The 16,317-nt window shown below is 30.2% G+C and carries 17 protein-coding genes; 8 read left to right on the top strand and 9 right to left on the bottom strand.

The features are described 5' to 3' along the window. Nucleotides 1–80: 80 nt before the first annotated feature. From Q4Q35_RS12100 to Q4Q35_RS12075, 6 genes are read left to right on the top strand one after another with little or no spacing between them, the layout of a single operon-like run. Nucleotides 81–1,082, top strand: coding sequence for a glycosyltransferase family 2 protein (locus Q4Q35_RS12100; RefSeq protein WP_303278237.1), 1,002 nt, complete (start codon nucleotides 81–83; stop codon nucleotides 1,080–1,082). Beyond that, on the top strand, nucleotides 1,079–2,194 hold the full coding sequence (locus Q4Q35_RS12095; protein ID WP_303278236.1) for a glycosyltransferase family 4 protein: 1,116 nt from the start codon (nucleotides 1,079–1,081) through the stop codon (nucleotides 2,192–2,194). The genes Q4Q35_RS12100 and Q4Q35_RS12095 overlap by 4 nt, the downstream gene beginning before the upstream one ends. Then, nucleotides 2,163–3,260 (top strand): glycosyltransferase, encoded by a 1,098-nt coding sequence (locus tag Q4Q35_RS12090; protein ID WP_303278235.1) that lies wholly within the window; start codon nucleotides 2,163–2,165, stop codon nucleotides 3,258–3,260. Before Q4Q35_RS12095 ends, Q4Q35_RS12090 begins: the two co-directional genes overlap by 32 nt. Next, the gene (locus tag Q4Q35_RS12085; protein WP_303278234.1) at nucleotides 3,250–4,626 is read left to right on the top strand and encodes an O-antigen ligase family protein; all 1,377 of its coding nucleotides are present in this window, start codon (nucleotides 3,250–3,252) and stop codon (nucleotides 4,624–4,626) included. The genes Q4Q35_RS12090 and Q4Q35_RS12085 overlap by 11 nt, the downstream gene beginning before the upstream one ends. After that, nucleotides 4,574–5,584, top strand: a complete 1,011-nt coding sequence (locus Q4Q35_RS12080) for a glycosyltransferase family 4 protein (RefSeq protein ID WP_303278233.1) — start codon at nucleotides 4,574–4,576, stop codon at nucleotides 5,582–5,584. The genes Q4Q35_RS12085 and Q4Q35_RS12080 overlap by 53 nt, the downstream gene beginning before the upstream one ends. 60 nt (nucleotides 5,585–5,644) lie before the next feature. After that, nucleotides 5,645–7,036: a sugar transferase gene (locus Q4Q35_RS12075; RefSeq protein ID WP_303278232.1), complete on the top strand. Its 1,392-nt coding sequence runs from the start codon at nucleotides 5,645–5,647 to the stop codon at nucleotides 7,034–7,036. 98 nt (nucleotides 7,037–7,134) lie between these two features. Here the strand turns inward: Q4Q35_RS12075 and Q4Q35_RS12070 are convergent, their stop codons facing one another. Both Q4Q35_RS12070 and Q4Q35_RS12065 read right to left on the bottom strand, forming a co-directional pair. Beyond that, a complete protein-coding gene (locus tag Q4Q35_RS12070; protein WP_303278231.1) occupies nucleotides 7,135–8,307 on the bottom strand; it encodes a lipoprotein N-acyltransferase Lnb domain-containing protein in 1,173 nt (390 codons plus the stop codon). A gap of 11 nt (nucleotides 8,308–8,318) precedes the next feature. Beyond that, entirely contained in the window at nucleotides 8,319–9,389 is a 1,071-nt protein-coding gene (locus Q4Q35_RS12065) for a putative type IX sorting system protein PorV2 (protein ID WP_496559758.1), read from the bottom strand. 374 nt (nucleotides 9,390–9,763) lie between these two features. Between Q4Q35_RS12065 and Q4Q35_RS12060 the strand changes: the two genes are divergently transcribed. Together Q4Q35_RS12060 and Q4Q35_RS12055 are read left to right on the top strand one after the other, a co-directional pair. Further along, on the top strand, nucleotides 9,764–10,510 hold the full coding sequence (locus tag Q4Q35_RS12060; protein WP_303278230.1) for a CDP-alcohol phosphatidyltransferase family protein: 747 nt from the start codon (nucleotides 9,764–9,766) through the stop codon (nucleotides 10,508–10,510). A 6-nt stretch (nucleotides 10,511–10,516) separates the two neighbouring features. Further along, complete coding sequence (locus Q4Q35_RS12055; protein WP_303278229.1) at nucleotides 10,517–11,395, top strand: DUF808 domain-containing protein; 879 nt, start codon at nucleotides 10,517–10,519, stop codon at nucleotides 11,393–11,395. A gap of 32 nt (nucleotides 11,396–11,427) precedes the next feature. Here the strand turns inward: Q4Q35_RS12055 and Q4Q35_RS12050 are convergent, their stop codons facing one another. The 7 genes from Q4Q35_RS12050 to Q4Q35_RS12020 all read right to left on the bottom strand — a co-directional run bounded on the left by Q4Q35_RS12050 (nucleotide 11,428) and on the right by Q4Q35_RS12020 (nucleotide 16,197). After that, a complete protein-coding gene (locus tag Q4Q35_RS12050) occupies nucleotides 11,428–11,604 on the bottom strand; it encodes a type II toxin-antitoxin system antitoxin (protein ID WP_303278228.1) in 177 nt (58 codons plus the stop codon). Between the two features lies 1 nt (nucleotide 11,605). Then, nucleotides 11,606–12,109 (bottom strand): hypothetical protein, encoded by a 504-nt coding sequence (locus Q4Q35_RS12045; protein WP_303278227.1) that lies wholly within the window; start codon nucleotides 12,107–12,109, stop codon nucleotides 11,606–11,608. Between the two features lies 1 nt (nucleotide 12,110). Further along, nucleotides 12,111–12,971, bottom strand: a complete 861-nt coding sequence (locus Q4Q35_RS12040; protein ID WP_303278226.1) for an SPFH domain-containing protein — start codon at nucleotides 12,969–12,971, stop codon at nucleotides 12,111–12,113. Between the two features lie 332 nt (nucleotides 12,972–13,303). Then, entirely contained in the window at nucleotides 13,304–14,044 is a 741-nt protein-coding gene (lptB, locus tag Q4Q35_RS12035) for an LPS export ABC transporter ATP-binding protein (protein WP_303278225.1), read from the bottom strand. A 23-nt stretch (nucleotides 14,045–14,067) separates the two neighbouring features. Further along, nucleotides 14,068–14,415 (bottom strand): carboxymuconolactone decarboxylase family protein, encoded by a 348-nt coding sequence (locus Q4Q35_RS12030; RefSeq protein WP_303278224.1) that lies wholly within the window; start codon nucleotides 14,413–14,415, stop codon nucleotides 14,068–14,070. Continuing rightward, nucleotides 14,408–15,232 (bottom strand): twin-arginine translocase subunit TatC, encoded by an 825-nt coding sequence (gene tatC / locus Q4Q35_RS12025; RefSeq protein WP_303278223.1) that lies wholly within the window; start codon nucleotides 15,230–15,232, stop codon nucleotides 14,408–14,410. Before tatC ends, Q4Q35_RS12030 begins: the two co-directional genes overlap by 8 nt. Further along, nucleotides 15,232–16,197, bottom strand: coding sequence for a KpsF/GutQ family sugar-phosphate isomerase (locus Q4Q35_RS12020; protein ID WP_303278222.1), 966 nt, complete (start codon nucleotides 16,195–16,197; stop codon nucleotides 15,232–15,234). The genes tatC and Q4Q35_RS12020 overlap by 1 nt, the downstream gene beginning before the upstream one ends. Nucleotides 16,198–16,317 lie beyond the last annotated feature (120 nt).

Here is a 16,317-nt window from a genome sequence, read left to right as displayed (position 1 = left end):
ACTATGTAGTTTTGTGAATTTTAATATAGATTTTTATAATTGCACAAAACATGATGATTAATACTTTTTAAAAATAATTCATGAAATTTTCATTGATTATATGTACATATATGAGGGAAGAGTCTTTACATAAGCTTCTACTTTCAGTAAACAAACAAAATTTGTATCCTAATGAGATTTTGGTTATTGACGGTTCCACTAATGATAACACAAAAAACTTAGTGGCAGCTACATTACTCAAAAACTTAAAATACTTTAAGGTAGAGGAAAAAGATAGAGGCTTAACTAAGCAAAGAAATTTTGGGATAAATTTAGTAGCTGAGAATTCTGAAGTTGTTTGTTTTTTAGATGATGATACGGAATTAGAAGTAGACTATTTCAAACAAGTGATAGAAACCTTTATTAAAGATGATAAAGTTATTGGTGTTGGTGGAGTTTCTGTTAATGAAAATAGATGGTTTAAACCCAAAAAGATTAGCAAGTTAAATAAGAAAAAATTCTATATAATCGACGGTTTTGCAGTTAAAGAAGGTTTAAGAAATGTTGTGAGAAACTATTTAGGGTTGAATTCGCGGTTATTACCTGGAGTCATGCCGGAATTCTCAAATGGAAGGACTAATGGTTATCCATTGAATAATAAAATATATAAAGTAGATTTATTGATAGGAATGTCTTTTAGTTTTAGAAAGACATTATTTAACAAGATTAAGTTTTCGACTTATTTTGAAGGCTATGGTTTATATGAGGATGCCGATTTTAGCCTGAGAGCTTTAAATTATGGAAAAAATGTTATTAATACATCAGCAAAAATAAATCATTACCATGATGCTTCTGGAAGGCCTAATAAATATAAATATGGTAAAATGGTTATAAGAAATGGATGGTATGTTTGGCGTGTAAAATATCCTAAGCCCAAGTTAAAAGCAAGAATAAAGTGGAATGCTATAGCCTTTTTGTTAACACTTATTAGGTTTGCCAATATTATAAATACAAATAAAAAAAGAGAAGCTTTTACAGAAGGTTTAGGTCGTGTAGTAGGTTGGTTTTCATTGTTTTTTAATAGGCCTAAAGTTCAATCATGAGGTTTTTGATCATTTCGCATACATTACATAGAAGATTAGGGAAATCGCTTTATGCATATGCACCTTATGTTCGTGAGATGAATTTATGGTTAAAACATGTAGACAAGGTTGAAGTAGTAGCTCCAGAGGCTAAAGATTCATTTATCAATTTAGAAATACCATATGATCGTGAAGATATAATTTTTAATAAAGTTCCGTCAATAGCTTTTACTTCAATTAGGAGTAGTTTGAATTCAATGATTAAAATCCCTTTAATTTTTATTGTAATATTAAAAGCATGTAACAGGGCCGATCATATACATTTACGCTGCCCTGGGAGTATTGGTTTGATAGGTTGTTTAATTCAAATCTTTTTCCCGAGGAAAACTAAAACAGTCAAATATGCAGGGAATTGGGATCCTAATAGTAGGCAGCCTTTTAGTTATCGTATTCAGAAATCCATTTTAAGGAGTACATTATTAAGTAGAAATATTAAGGTTTTGGTATATGGTTACTGGGAAAAACAGTCTAAAAACATTAAATCATTTTTCACCGCCACTTTTAAGGATAAAGATAAGCTTGAGGCTAAAGAAAGAGACTATAATACTAAACTTCAGTTCCTTTTTGTTGGTAGTTTAGTAGAAGGTAAAAATCCTTTTTTAGCAATTGAGATCATTGAAGCTTTAAGAGATTCAGGATTTGAGGTACAACTAAAATTATTTGGAAGAGGTGTATTAATGAATAAACTTAATGATTATGTTAAGGAAAATAATTTAGAAACAATTGTTCAAATTGAAGGTAGTCAAAAGTTAGAAGTAATTCAAGAAACCCTTAGAACGGCACATTTTTTAATATTACCTTCTAAATCTGAAGGCTGGCCTAAGGTTATAGCCGAAGCTATGTTTTTTGGCGTCATTCCTATTGCTACAAAAATATCTTGTATTCCATATATGTTAGATTTTGGGAAAAGAGGTTTGTTAATAGGTTCTGAAGTTAAATCAGCTACTAAAGCCATTAAAGAGGATTTACAAGATAGGGATAAACTAAGAAGAATGTCATTAGCAGCTTGCAAATGGTCACAAAAATATACGTTAGAGGCGTTTGAAACAGAAATTATTAAATTACTCAAATAGTATGCGGGTACTTCAATTAATAGATTCTTTACAAATTGGTGGTGCTGAGAGAACAGCAGTTAACTATGCCAACTACTTAGTTAATGACATTGAAGCTTCGTTTATTTGTGCTTCAAGAAAAGAGGGGCCTTTAAAACAAGAAATAAAGCCTGGCATAGGTTATTTATTCTTAAATAGAAAAAAGGTTTTGGACTTTAAAGCTGTGAACAAATTGCATAGCTTTATAAAAAAGAATCAAATCGATATAGTTCATGCTCATTCGACATCTTATTTTTTTGCTTCTCTTTTAAAATTAAGAAATAGAAACGTATCGATAATTTGGCATGATCATAATGGAAATAGAATTCTTGTTAGTAAATCTAAAAACCGAGTTTTAATATATTGTTCTTATTTTTTTTCAAAAATAATAACAGTTAATAATGATCTCAAAAATTGGGCTGAAATAAATACACATTGTAAAAAAGTATATTATTTATCTAACTTTTCGGTTTTAAAAAAGGAAGAAAAACAAGTAACACATTTAAAAGGGGAAGCTGGAAAACGATTAATTTGTGTCGCTAACCTTAGACACCCGAAAAATCATATATTTTTGTTTCAAGTGTTTAAAGAGGTAAGTAAATTGATTGATGGATGGAGTTTACATTTGGTCGGAAAAGATTTTGATGATGCCTATTCCAATGAATTAAAAGGTTACATTAGGGAACACAATTTGAATAATATCTTTTTCTATGGGCAAATTAAAGATATCCATTATGTTTTAAACCAGAGTGATATAGGGGTGTTGACGTCATCCTCAGAAGGTTTTCCTTTAACTCTATTGGAGTATGGATTGGCGAAATTACCTGTTATAGCGACAAATGTGGGGTATTGTAATCATGCAATAAGGAATGAAAATGAAGGGACTTTAGTTGAAGTTGATATTAAGGAATTTTCAAAAGCCTTGTTAAATTATATTAACAATTACGATTTAAGAAAAAGTCATGGGAGTATGTTGTATAGAAATATAGCAACAAATTATAATGTAGAAAAGAATATAAAGGCTTTGATTTCAATTTATGAAGAATAATATTTTTAATAATTATATTAATCTTGTTTTATTGCATATTGGTATTGGCTTTGGCATTTTTGTCTTTAAGCCATTATCTAGCCTCTATTTTCTAGCTGTTGTTGGTATTTCATTATTTAAAATTTCACAGGCTTCACATGCTAAAAGGCATATATATATATTGATTGCTTGTGCTTATGTTGTGGGGTCCGAAGTTTTTTTAAGAATGACAGGCGGCAACTTTTTTTATGAATCATCAAAGTATTTAATTATACTATTTATTGTAATAGGCTTGGCTTTGGGAGATGGTATAGGAAAAAGATCTTATAAATATATTATTTACTTATTAATACTGGTTCCGGGAATTATTGTTGGAATTTTTACACTAGATTACGATACCAATGTACGTACGGCCATAGCATTTAATTTAAGCGGCCCGATATGTTTAGGGGTAACTTCACTTTATTGTTATAATAGAAGAATACATATAAAAGACCTTCAAAATATATTACTGGGTGCGTTACTTCCTTTAATGTCTATTACTGTATACTTATTTTTTTACAGCCCTAGTATCAAAGATATTCTTTCTGGAACTCAATCTAATTTTGAGGCTTCCGGAGGTTTTGGCCCAAATCAAGTGTCTACAGTTTTAGGTTTAGGTGTTTTTCTTTTAACCGGTAGATTGTTTTTTCAATCAAAATCTATGTTTTTGAAGGTCGTAAACATTTCTATTTTAACATTAATGGCGTATCGGGCTATCATAACTTTTAGCCGAGGAGGAGTGTTTGTTGCAATCATTATTATTTTAATGTTTGTTTTAACTTTCTATATTAAGGCCAATAATAAACTTAGATTTAGAGTACTTTTTTCTTTATTTATTTTTGGAATAGGTATGTTGTTAACTTGGTCCATTAGTTCTTTGAATACTGAAGGTTTAATTGATAAACGTTATAGTAATCAAGATGCATTAGGAAGAGAGAAGCAAGATGTTACAACAGGGCGAACAAATCTTTTTGCCAACGAGCTTAACGAGTTTTTTGAAAACCCTTTTTTAGGAGTGGGTGTTGGAAAACTCAAAGAATTGAGATTTCAAAAAGAAGGGGTAAAAGCGGCATCACACAATGAAATGAGTCGAATTGTTGGAGAACATGGTATATTTGGTATTATTGCTTTTTCAATATTATTGTTAAGTCCATTGTTTTTTAGAGTCCAGAATCGGAATAATATTTATTTCTATTCATTTTATTTGTTTTGGTTTTTAACAATAAACCATTCATCCATGCGTATTGCAGCCCCGGCATTTATTTATGGATTATGTTTATTAAATATACATTATGACAAACCTCCTTTACATAGGAAACAAATTATCAAACAAGGGGAAAAATAAAACCTCAATTGAAACTCTAGGTGCGTTATTAGAGGCTGAAGGATTTTCTGTTAAAACGTCTTCAAGTAAAACAAATAAATTACTTAGGATGTTTGATATGATGTATAGTGTTATTAAATATAGAAATCAGATAGACTTTGTCCTAATTGATACCTATAGCACATTTAATTTTTATTACGCACTGGTTGTGAGTCAATTGTGTCGATTTTTTAAATTAAAATACATCCCTATTTTACGTGGAGGGAATTTACCGGAGCGTTTAAAGTATTCGCCTAGATTATCGAAAGCAATATTTAATTATGCCTATAAAAATATAGCACCATCGAAATATATACAATCCAATTTTGAGGATTTAGAATATAGTAATATTATTTGTATTCCAAATTCAATAGAACTTAACAAATATATATATCAAGAAAGGTCTTTAGATAAAGTAAAGTTGCTATGGGTGCGTTCATTTTCAAAAATATATAACCCTCTATTAGCAATCAAGCTTTTAAAAGGCTTAAAAGATATTAATATAGATGCAGAGCTTTGTATGATTGGTCCCGATAGTGATGGAAGTATGCAAGAAGCGATAGAATATGCAAAAGAATTAAAAGTTGAAGTAACTTTTACAGGGAAATTATCAAAACAAGAATGGATAGAACTATCTAAAGATTATAACATTTTTATTAATACCACTAATTTTGATAATATGCCGGTTAGTGTTATTGAAGCGATGGCATTGGGATTACCGGTTATCTCTACTAATGTAGGAGGTATGCCTTTTTTAATAAAGGATGGACAAACAGGTATTTTAGTAGAACCAAATTCAGTAAAAGCATTTATTGAAGCGATTAATGGAGTGTTAAATTTGCCAAAAGAATCAAAAGTAATGACTTTAAATGCCAGAAAAGAGATAGAGCAATTAGATTGGAGTATTGTTAAGAACCAATGGCATGAAGTCCTAAAATAATTTTAGTTTTATTGTTAAAATACTTACTTATCTTTATGCCCCCTCAATTTAGTTTCTAAGATGGCTAATTATAGCATACATTTTAATATATCTGAGCGTAAAATTCTATTACGTATTTTCGATATTATGTCAATATTACTAGTTCTGTATTTTGTTAGTCATACATTTGATTTTGATTATTTTATCGTAACAAAAGAAAATTGGACATGGGTTTTTATACTTATTTTATATGTTTCGGTATTTGGAACCATTTTTGAGCTTTATGATTTGCAAAAGTCCAGCAAAATTGAAAAGATTTTTGCAAGTATAGTTTTTACGGTTTCAATGACTGTTCTATTTTACTTTTTAACACCGTTTTTTACGCCCATATTACCAAATAACCGCTTACAAATATTATACTTTTATTTTGCAATATTTATTGCCTTATTCTTATGGAGGTATGCCTATATAGCCTTTATTGTTTCACCTAGATTTTATAAAAAAGTATTAATTATTGGTGAAACTTCAAATATTGAAACTATAATCGAAGCTTTTAACAATTCAGACCCGAACTACAAAATAATAGGTTTTGTTAATTGTGAACTGAACAGCCTTGAATCTGTCAAATTTAATGCTATTACTGAGTATAAGCCGGACCAAATACGTCAAGTAATTAAAGATAAAAATATATCAGAAATTGTTATAGCAAGTTATAATTCAGAATCTATTACTTCAGAAATTTATTATTCACTTATTTCTCTTTTAGAGGAAGGTTTTTCTATAAAAGAATATACACAGGTATATGAAGAGATGGCACAACGTATACCAGTACAATTTGTAGGTAAAGATTTTTATAAGTATTTCCCATTTAGCAGAAGTAATCAAAATAAATTATACTCATTTTTTCATCGGTTTTTTGATATTATTATTTCCTTAGCTGGTACTATTATAGGGGTATTATTTTTTCCACTTATTTTATTGGGAAATGTCGTAGCTAATCGAGGACCTCTTTTTTATTCTCAAGATAGAATAGGAAAAAACGGAAAAGTATTTAAGATTTTGAAGTATAGGACCATGGTTAAAAATGCTGAAAATGCAGGAGCCGTTTGGGCTAAAAAGGGAGATGCCCGAGTTACTCCTTTTGGTAGATTTTTAAGACATTCTAGATTAGACGAAATGCCTCAGTTTATTAATGTATTAAAGGGAGAAATGAGTTTGATTGGTCCTAGACCAGAGCGTCCATATTTTGTTAAAGAATTATCGCAAATGTTACCTTTTTATGAGACGCGCCATATTGTTAAGCCAGGACTTACAGGTTGGGCGCAGGTTAAAACCAGATATGGATCTTCGGTTGATGACAGTTTACTAAAGCTACAATACGATTTATACTATATTAAGCATAAAAGTTTCTTTTTAGATATAAATATTTTGGTTAAAACCATAAGTACTATGATTTTCTTTAGAGGGCAGTAGTTTAGTTTGCAATATTCAGTGATCGGTAATCAGTTTGCTGTTATGGTATTCAGTTTTTAAATTATCTTATGATAGCAGTTTAGTTTCTCTAGATAGAATTAGTTGCTATTGTAGTAAGAAATTAAATATAAATATCTAATAAATAAGGCCAATAATAGGGGGATTAATCCAATAGCAAATACTTGAATACCAATAATCCAATGTAATGTTAATAGGCATAATAGGATTATTAAAAACTTCAAATATTTAATAAACCAAGTACTTATTTTTTTCTTAAATAATTGTCGAATAATAAAAACATTAAGAACACAAGCCCATAGCAAGTTGTAATTTTGATGCGTTCCTTTATGATCGGTTGCAAACCAGAGAAGTAATAGCAAGACTCCAATAATTCCTGTGATGCTAAAGAGGGCAGTGTCTAGCCAGACACTCTGTTTCTTTTTTTTGAAATCTTGATAGGTTATAAAAAGGATTAAACTTCCTATAATGCTTAAAATGAAAAGAGGACTTGTAAAAAAGGTATTTGGTTTTGGGGTTTCTCTTTTAGAATATAAAATGCGACTTTCTTTAACTAAAGGCGTGTCATTGTTGTTTATTGATGCATTTTCGAAAAACTTGAATATATTTTCTGGTAAAAACATATGTTCTTCTGCAGTTGCTTTTTTGTCTATAACTGATCCAAGGGCTATATCTATACCTAAACTCCCCCAAGAGTTTCTATTGAGATTATTTTGAATTAAAGTCCTGAAAGTAGTTTCTTTATAATCGCTTGGTGTATTGAAAACAATGGAATTGTTTAAACTAATATTAACAACATCTTTAATTTTTGTAGCGCAATTGTCAAAAAAGAAATCGTATAAATACCTTCTGTTTTCTGGTTTAATATTGTTTAGTAAATAATCGAACAGTATTTGTTTTTCTTTTTCAGATAAGTTTAAAACTTGTTCTTTAATAGTTCTATTTTGAGCTATATAGTTTCCGTAAAAGTCTGTGTAACGATCAACCCCTATGAGGTAGTTTAATTTTCCTTGTGCAAATTTTAAGTAAAAATAAGAAGCACCAAAGTCGTATTCACCATAGCCAAATACAACATCAAGTCCTTGAGAGGGATCTTTTACTCTAAAAGCACTATGGCCAAAAGAGTCATTTAAAGAAGTTCCGGAGCCAATAGTTAAAGTACTAATTTCTGCTTCGGCAGATAATATCTTTTTCTGAGCAGTACTAATTTTAATAAATAAAAAAAGAAATAAAAAGAATAGTGTTTTTTGCATCCAAATAAATATTATCTAAAGATACTAAAATCCAGTTTTAATGAAAATACATTTGAATATAAAGCAACACTTTGGTCTCCAATATCGGTGAAAGCATAATCTATTTGAACACCGTTATATTTAAAACCAACACCAAAGCTAGGCTGAAAGCTTAATTGTTCTGTATTATCGAATTGTTTCTCATTTTGAAAATTCCCCATACCGGCACGTAAATATACCATATCTATGTAGCCAAACTCGAAACCTAAAGCGGGATTTATACTAGCAAACGACGATGAAATAATATCGTTATTTTCTTCAAAACGAACATTTAAATTCACTGCTGTAAGCAATGTATAATCATAGTTGAAATCTACTAGTTTAGAGATGCCAATTTGTAATTTTGGAATGGTAATCTCGGTAGTTTCTGGTAATTCTTGATTTTGACCAGCTACTGCATTTTGAATTTTAGCAAACTCATCTTCATCTATGGCCCATGCATTAAATGTTGTAGTAATATCGCGGGCCATAACACCAAATTTCCAATTGTTATTACTTTCAAACTGTACACCTAAATCTAAGCCAAAACCCCATGAAGAGGCAAAGTCTCCGATAACGCGTCGTATTACTTTGGCATTTATACCATAATTTAGTCCTTGTACAGGAAGCTGTCTTGCATACGAGAAAGTTAACCCATAATCTGCCGTAGAAAATAAACTAATTCTATCATAATTTATATTTCCTTGCTCATCAATAAGCTGAGTCGTATTTAAAATATCATCAACAGCAAAACGAATTAATGATATGCCAATAACACTTTGCTGATCCAAAGGCTTTGCAAAAGCGACATAATCGTAATTGGCAATATTTGCAAAGTAGCTGGAGTGCATTAAGGCTAATTGGTTATCTTCAATTTTAAGTAATCCGGCAGGGTTCCAATAACCAGAATTAACGTCTGCTGTATGAGATGTTACAGCGTTACTCATACCTAAAGCAGCAGCATCCACCCCAATATTCATAAACTCGTTAGAATATTTCCTAACAGTTTGACTAAATATTGATACAGATATTGTACAAAACAATACGGTGATATATGGTTTCAATCGCAATTTTTTTACAAAGATGCACATAATACCGAATTTAATCATAAAATATAAGATTAAACTAACCTGTTTTTCATTTTATTTATTCCTCACGATTCTATTAACTAATACGATATGAGTTAACTATAGGTGTGTAAAGTGAAAAACAAGGGCGTTTCTTATATGCCGTTTTATGATTAAAATAGAGCAAAATACATAACCTATAAACTTAAAATTATAACAGATATTGTTTAATACTTGCTTTACACAATATTTGTTTGTTATTTTTACCAAAACAACTTTAATTGTTATAATAATTATATCAATTAATATTTAACAATTACACTTGCTTGTTTATAGGTAAGTATGGTAATTAATAGCAACAAAAACTATATATGAAACAACATATTCCTAACGCACTAACACTTTTAAATTTATTATGTGGGAGTGTTGCTGTTATTCTTGTGGTTGATAATGATTTTATTACCGCTTCTTTGTTTGTTTTTTTAGGTATATTTTTTGACTTTTTTGATGGTTTTGCAGCCAGAAAGCTAAAGGTTCAAAGTGAGTTAGGTTTACAGCTAGACTCACTTGCAGATATGATAACCAGTGGGTTAGTACCAGGGATTATTATGTTTAAGTTATTATCGTTAACAGTACACACTTCAGATAAGGTAAATAATGAATGGGTTTCGAATACTAATTGGTTGGACTTTAACTTACCAATACTTCCACTTTTAGGGTTATTTATAACATTAGCTTCAGCGTATCGTTTAGCTAATTTTAATTTAGATACTGAACAACAAAGTTATTTTAAAGGCTTGCCAACTCCAGCAAATACCTTGTTAATAATGTCATTACCATTAATAATAGAATTTCAGAATAATGATTTTATTAATGCTATTATTCTAAATAAATGGTTTTTAATTGGATTGACTCTTTTAAGTTGCTATATATTAAATGCCAATATTAAACTATTTGCTTTAAAGTTTGAAAATTGGAGCTTTAAAGCAAATGCTACACGCTATATTTTTATAATGCTTTGTGTCGTATTATTAATTGTATTACAGTTTGCTGCAATACCTGTTATTATTTTGCTTTATATAATCATGTCGATTTTAGACAATTTAACATCCAAATAATTAAGAATGGCATCAGGTTTTTTTGCACTATTAGACGATATAGCAGTTTTAATGGACGACGTTGTAGCAATGAGTAAGATTACAACAAAAAAGACAGCAGGTATTTTAGGTGACGATTTAGCGGTAAATGCCGAAAAAGCTACGGGATTTGTTTCTTCTAGGGAATTACCAGTTTTGTGGGCCATTACTAAAGGCTCTGCGCTTAATAAATTAATTATTTTACCAATAGCTTTTTTACTAAGTGCTTTTGCTCCGTGGGCTGTTACTTTATCATTAGTATTGGGAGGTGTTTATTTGGCTTTTGAAGGAGCAGAAAAAATATATGAATTTTTCGTTCCTCATAAAGACACTAAAGAAACTATTGATAATTCAAACATTTCAAAGGAAGACCAATTAACTCTTGAAAAAAAGAAAATAAAATCAGCTATTTTTACCGATTTTATTCTATCTGTTGAAATAGTAATTATTGCTTTAGGAACTGTTTTAGAAAAACCGCTTTTGTTTCAGATATTGGTTGTAACAATTGTAGCTTTAATAGCCACTATAGGTGTTTATGGGATAGTCGCTCTTATAGTTAGAATGGATGATTTAGGATACAAACTTGTTAGTTTTAGCAGCAAAGAAAAGAGTATTTCAAAGTTTATTGGAAACTTTTTAATTAGAGCACTTCCTGTTGTTATTAAAAGTCTGTCTGTAATTGGTACTATTGCTCTAATTTTGGTAGCAGGGGGTATATTTGTTCATAATATTGAATTTTTTCATCACTTTTTGGATGTCTTGCCTTCTTTTATAAAAGATTTTATAGTTGGCTTGTTAGTTGGGTTTGCGGCTCTTTTAATAGTTAAGCTATTTAAGACTGTTAAAAAGAAATTGTTGAAAGCGTAGAAACATGAAGTAGACGAAGAAAGCAGAGGTGATTAATTCTTTTCTTCTGAATCTTTATTTTTAGGATTACGTTTAGCTTTTTTTAAGCTTTCATTTAGCATCCATTCAATTTGGCCATTAGTGCTGCGGAATTCATCCGCAGCCCATTTTTCAATAGCTTTTAGCATGTCTTCATTAATTCGCAACGCGAAAGCTTTCTTTTTTGCCATTTTATTTTTTACGTAAATATTTTGCTATAATGTTATCTACATCAAATCTCTTTTGAGTGCCTATTAATATTTTTTTGCGGTTGTTAAGAGTTACTAGAATACCCATATTCTCTTTCATATTTATATTTATAGCCATTCTATTCTTTTTTTTCCAAAGTAGAAGTCCGCCTTTTAGAACCCAACCACCATATTCAGATAAAGCATCATATTTCTTTGTTTCTGCTAGTTTTATATTTTTCCAAAGTATGGTTTTCATTTTAAAATGAAAAGGAAAAAATTGATAATGTATACCTGTTTTATCAATTCTAGTTTTTAATTTAAAAATAAATATCAATCCTACCGATATTAAAATCAAGCTAATAATACTAATGAATTCGAGTAAACCCATATTGTTCTCTTGTAAAAAAAACTTGGTAATTAATAATAAAGAGAACATAGTAAAGATGCATAGTAATATGATTAACCGCGTATGTGTAAACCGCTGTTCTTCTTTAAAAATCCTCATTTTATTGATTTAAAGTGCCAGTATTTAAAACAGGAGAAGCATCTTTATCACCACAAAGGATAACCAATAAGTTACTGACCATAGCCGCTTTTCGTTCTTCGTCTAAATCAACGATATCTTTTTTTCCTAATTCTTCAAGAGCCATTTCTACCATACTTACTGCACCTTCTACGATTTTATGTCTTGCGGCAACTATGGCTGTTGCTTGTTGACGTTTTAACATCGCATTTGCAATTTCTTGAGCATAAGCTAAATAACCTATTCTGGCTTCCAGTACTTCAATGCCTGCAATAGATAGGCGCTCGTCAATTTCTTTTTCTAAAGCTTCGCTAACTTCATTAACGCTAGAGCGTAGAGTAATATCTTCTGTATGCCCTTCATCTGCAAAATTATCATAAGGATATATACTTGCTAATTTTCTAACAGCTGCGTCTGTTTGCACTCGTACAAAATTTTCATAATTATCAACATCAAAAGCTGCTTTATAAGTGTCAAGAACTCGCCAAACGAGTATTGTACTAATCATAATTGGATTACCGAGTTTATCATTTACTTTTAACCGTTCGCTATCAAAATTACGAGCGCGTAGCGAAATCTTCTTTTTAGTATAAAATGGAATTATCCAATAGAAACCATTCTTGTTAATTGTCCCTACGTATTTTCCAAATAGCAGTAATATTCTAGAGTTATTTGGCTGAACCATAATGAAACCTTTAAAAATGAAAATAGAAATAGTAAAAGGTATTATAAAGAATAAACTTCCAGTTAAAATTATTATTGTAATGCTTACAAAAAGCGTAATAAAGAAAATAAATAGCATTGAATAGCCATCTGTGGGGGTGATTATTTTTTCTGATTTCATAAGTTTGTGTTTAATTTAAAATGATATTATTTTGATATCATAAAGATATAATAAATTTTGAAATAACCAAGCATAAATAAATTATTCATAGGCAGTTTGTTCTTGTCATTCTTGGGGGGAGAGAAGAGGAATGAAAGAAAATTTTGAAACTGATTAAAAAACAGAGGAGTTGACTTAGTTTAAGGGTTCATTATATAAATGAATTGAAAAAAACGAAAAAGTAAGTCTGTAGAACTAAAAAGTATATTCCTGCTTAAGTTTATCTTGATCGGATACGAAAGATAGGAATGGCAAATAGAGAAAGTGAAAAATAATTAGATGGTACTTAGTATCTAATCCCGAATTTTCTTTTTACGAAGTTCGAAGTTTTGACCTAAATATACTTTACGAACCATTTCATCGTTTGCTAACTCTTCAGGTTTTCCTGCTTTAAGAATACTACCTTCAAACATTAAATAGGTTCTATCTGTAATAGCAAGTGTTTCTTGTACGTTGTGGTCGGTAATTAAAATACCAATATTTTTTTTGGTAAGTTGTGCAACAATACGTTGTATATCTTCAACAGCTACAGGGTCTACACCTGCAAATGGTTCATCTAATAAAATAAAACTAGGATCGGTTGCTAGAGCACGGGCAATTTCTGTACGTCGACGTTCTCCTCCCGATAATAAATCACCACGGCTTTTACGAATATGTCCTAAACCAAATTCCTCAATAAGAGACTCCATTTTATGGTTTTGTTCCTTCTTGCTAAGTTTGGTGAGTTGTAAGACACTTAAAATATTATCTTCTATACTTAATTTTCTAAAAACAGAAGCTTCTTGTGCTAAATAACCAATACCATTTTGTGCGCGTTTGTACATAGGGTATTTAGTAATTTCGGTATTATCTAAAAAGATATGACCGCCATTGGGTTTTATTAAGCCAACAATCATGTAAAAAGATGTCGTTTTTCCAGCACCATTAGGTCCCAAAAGACCAACAATTTCTCCTTGATTTACTTCAAGAGAAACATCTTTAACCACTTTTCGCCCACTGTAGGACTTCATTAAATTTTCAGCTTTTAAAATCATAACTGCAATAACGTAAATTTTATTTATTTATTGGCTTCTAATGCATCCCAAAATTCGTAAGCGCGACGTAAATGAGGAATAACAATGGTTCCGCCAACCAAAGTTGCAATACTTAAAGCTTCTACAACTTCTTCTTTTTTTAGACCAATTTTGTAACTGGTTTCCATGTGATATTTTATACAATCGTCGCAACGTAAAACAGTAGAGGCTACTAAGCCTAAAAGTTCTTTAGTTTTAATATCTAAAGCGCCTTCTGCATAAGCATTAGTATCCAAGTTAAAGATGCGCTTAATTACTTTATTATTATCTGCTAAAATTTTATCGTTCATTTTAGAACGATATGCATTAAACTCGTTAACAATATCAGACATGTTGTTTTTCTTTTCTTTTTTGATTTCTAATAACAATTTTAGAAATATAAATACTCACTTGGTATAAAATTATAATCGGAATGGCCACAATGACTTGGCTTGCAATATCTGGTGGTGTAATAATAGCAGATAAAATTAATACAATTACTAAGGCATATTTCCTGTATTTTTTCAATATTTCGGGAGTTACCAATCCTATTTTAGTTAAAAAGTAGATAATAATAGGTAGCTCAAAAATAAGTCCGGAAGCTAATGCAGAAGAACGCACCAAAGCGATATAAGAACTAATATCTATTTGGTTGTCTACTATCTCTGAAATACTATAATTTGCTAAAAAATTAAGTGATAATGGCGTTACAATGTAATAACCAAATAATACACCAATAAAGAATAGGAGTGATGAAATGATGATGAAACCGCGGGAGTGCTTACGTTCATTACTGTGTAAACCAGGACTAATAAACTTCCATAATTGATAAATAACATAAGGAAAGGAAATGACAAACCCTGCTAAAATGGCTGTCCAAATATCTGCTGAAAATTGCCCAGCCATAGTACGGTTTTGTATTATCATAGGCATTTCTTCAGCACAAAAAGTGGTATTAATACCTATGAAATTTGCTGCATTGCAAAGAAAATCATAGGTTGGGAAATTCATTTTAGTAGGCGCAAAAATGATAACATCAAAAATAAATCTACTAAAAATAAAAGCAAAAGTTGCTACGATTATAACAGCTAAACAAATTCTAATTAAATGCCACCGTAAGTCTTCCAGATGATCTAAAAAAGACATCTCATTTATATCCTTTTTTGCCATTATATTATACCTTCTTTAATTAAATCATGTAAATGTACCACACCGGCATATTTTCCGTTTTCTTCAACTAATAATTGAGAAATACCATTAGTTTCCATAATATCTAAGGCATCAACTGCCATAGCTTCTGCATTAATACGTTTTGGGTTTGCACTCATAATATCATGAGCAGTTAATGAAGAAAAATCATCTACTTTACTTAGCATTCTACGTAGATCACCATCAGTTATAATACCTATAATTTTATCGTTTTCTACAACAGCAGTTACACCTAACATTTTTTCAGTAATTTCTATTATAATATCTTTTATGTTAGTCGTTGGAGTTACTTTAGGTTTTTCGTTTACCGATGAAATATCCTGAACACGTAAATACAATTTTTTCCCTAAGGCGCCTCCAGGATGGTATTTAGCAAAATCGTTGCTAGTAAAGCCACGTAATTCTAATAAGCAAATCGCTAATGCATCACCAATAACTAATTGGGCTGTAGTACTTGTAGTGGGGGCTAAATTATTTGGGCAAACTTCTTTTTCAACAAATGCATTTAAAACATAATCAACTTGTTGTCCTAAAAAAGAATCTTTATTTCCAGTAATAGCAATCATTTTATTATTGGCACTTTTTATTAGTGGTATTAAAACTTTAATTTCTGGTGTATTACCACTTTTAGAAATACAAATAACAATATCGTCCTTTAAAATAAGTCCTAGGTCACCATGAATAGCATCTGCAGCATGCATAAAAACAGATGGTGTTCCGGTAGAATTTAATGTAGCTACAATTTTATTAGCAATAATGGCACTTTTACCAATTCCTGTAATAATAACACGACCTTTGGAGTTGTAAATAAGTTGTACAGCATCTGCGAAATCGTCTGTTATTAAGTTAGAAAGATTAGAAATAGCTTCACTTTCTGTATTAATAGTTAATTTTGCAGTTTGTATAATAGAATTTTTACTATTCAAAATTTATATCTTTTTAGTTGATGATTTTAAAGATTTTATTATCTTTAATGGTAGTCAAATTAAATTTTGTTGTAATTTGGATTTTCGTTACAAAACTAACGAAAAAAAATATGAGGGGGT

Source organism: Flavivirga aquimarina (assembly GCF_030540835.1).
Lineage (GTDB): Bacteria > Bacteroidota > Bacteroidia > Flavobacteriales > Flavobacteriaceae > Flavivirga > Flavivirga aquimarina.
Note: the sequence above shows the minus strand (reverse complement) of the source record. Positions and strands in the feature narration are given on the sequence as shown.

Coding starts and splice junctions, on each gene's coding strand:
- lptB (WP_303278225.1), bottom strand. CDS start 14,044: ATGATTTTAAAAGCTGAAAATTTAATGAAGTCCTACAGTGGGCGAAAA.
- Q4Q35_RS12040 (WP_303278226.1), bottom strand. CDS start 12,971: ATGAAATCAGAAAAAATAATCACCCCCACAGATGGCTATTCAATGCTA.
- Q4Q35_RS12085 (WP_303278234.1), top strand. CDS start 3,250: ATGAAGAATAATATTTTTAATAATTATATTAATCTTGTTTTATTGCAT.
- Q4Q35_RS12100 (WP_303278237.1), top strand. CDS start 81: ATGAAATTTTCATTGATTATATGTACATATATGAGGGAAGAGTCTTTA.
- Q4Q35_RS12075 (WP_303278232.1), top strand. CDS start 5,645: ATGGCTAATTATAGCATACATTTTAATATATCTGAGCGTAAAATTCTA.
- Q4Q35_RS12095 (WP_303278236.1), top strand. CDS start 1,079: ATGAGGTTTTTGATCATTTCGCATACATTACATAGAAGATTAGGGAAA.
- Q4Q35_RS12045 (WP_303278227.1), bottom strand. CDS start 12,109: ATGAGGATTTTTAAAGAAGAACAGCGGTTTACACATACGCGGTTAATC.
- Q4Q35_RS12055 (WP_303278229.1), top strand. CDS start 10,517: ATGGCATCAGGTTTTTTTGCACTATTAGACGATATAGCAGTTTTAATG.
- Q4Q35_RS12060 (WP_303278230.1), top strand. CDS start 9,764: ATGAAACAACATATTCCTAACGCACTAACACTTTTAAATTTATTATGT.
- Q4Q35_RS12050 (WP_303278228.1), bottom strand. CDS start 11,604: ATGGCAAAAAAGAAAGCTTTCGCGTTGCGAATTAATGAAGACATGCTA.
- Q4Q35_RS12030 (WP_303278224.1), bottom strand. CDS start 14,415: ATGTCTGATATTGTTAACGAGTTTAATGCATATCGTTCTAAAATGAAC.
- tatC (WP_303278223.1), bottom strand. CDS start 15,232: ATGGCAAAAAAGGATATAAATGAGATGTCTTTTTTAGATCATCTGGAA.
- Q4Q35_RS12070 (WP_303278231.1), bottom strand. CDS start 8,307: ATGCAAAAAACACTATTCTTTTTATTTCTTTTTTTATTTATTAAAATT.
- Q4Q35_RS12080 (WP_303278233.1), top strand. CDS start 4,574: ATGACAAACCTCCTTTACATAGGAAACAAATTATCAAACAAGGGGAAA.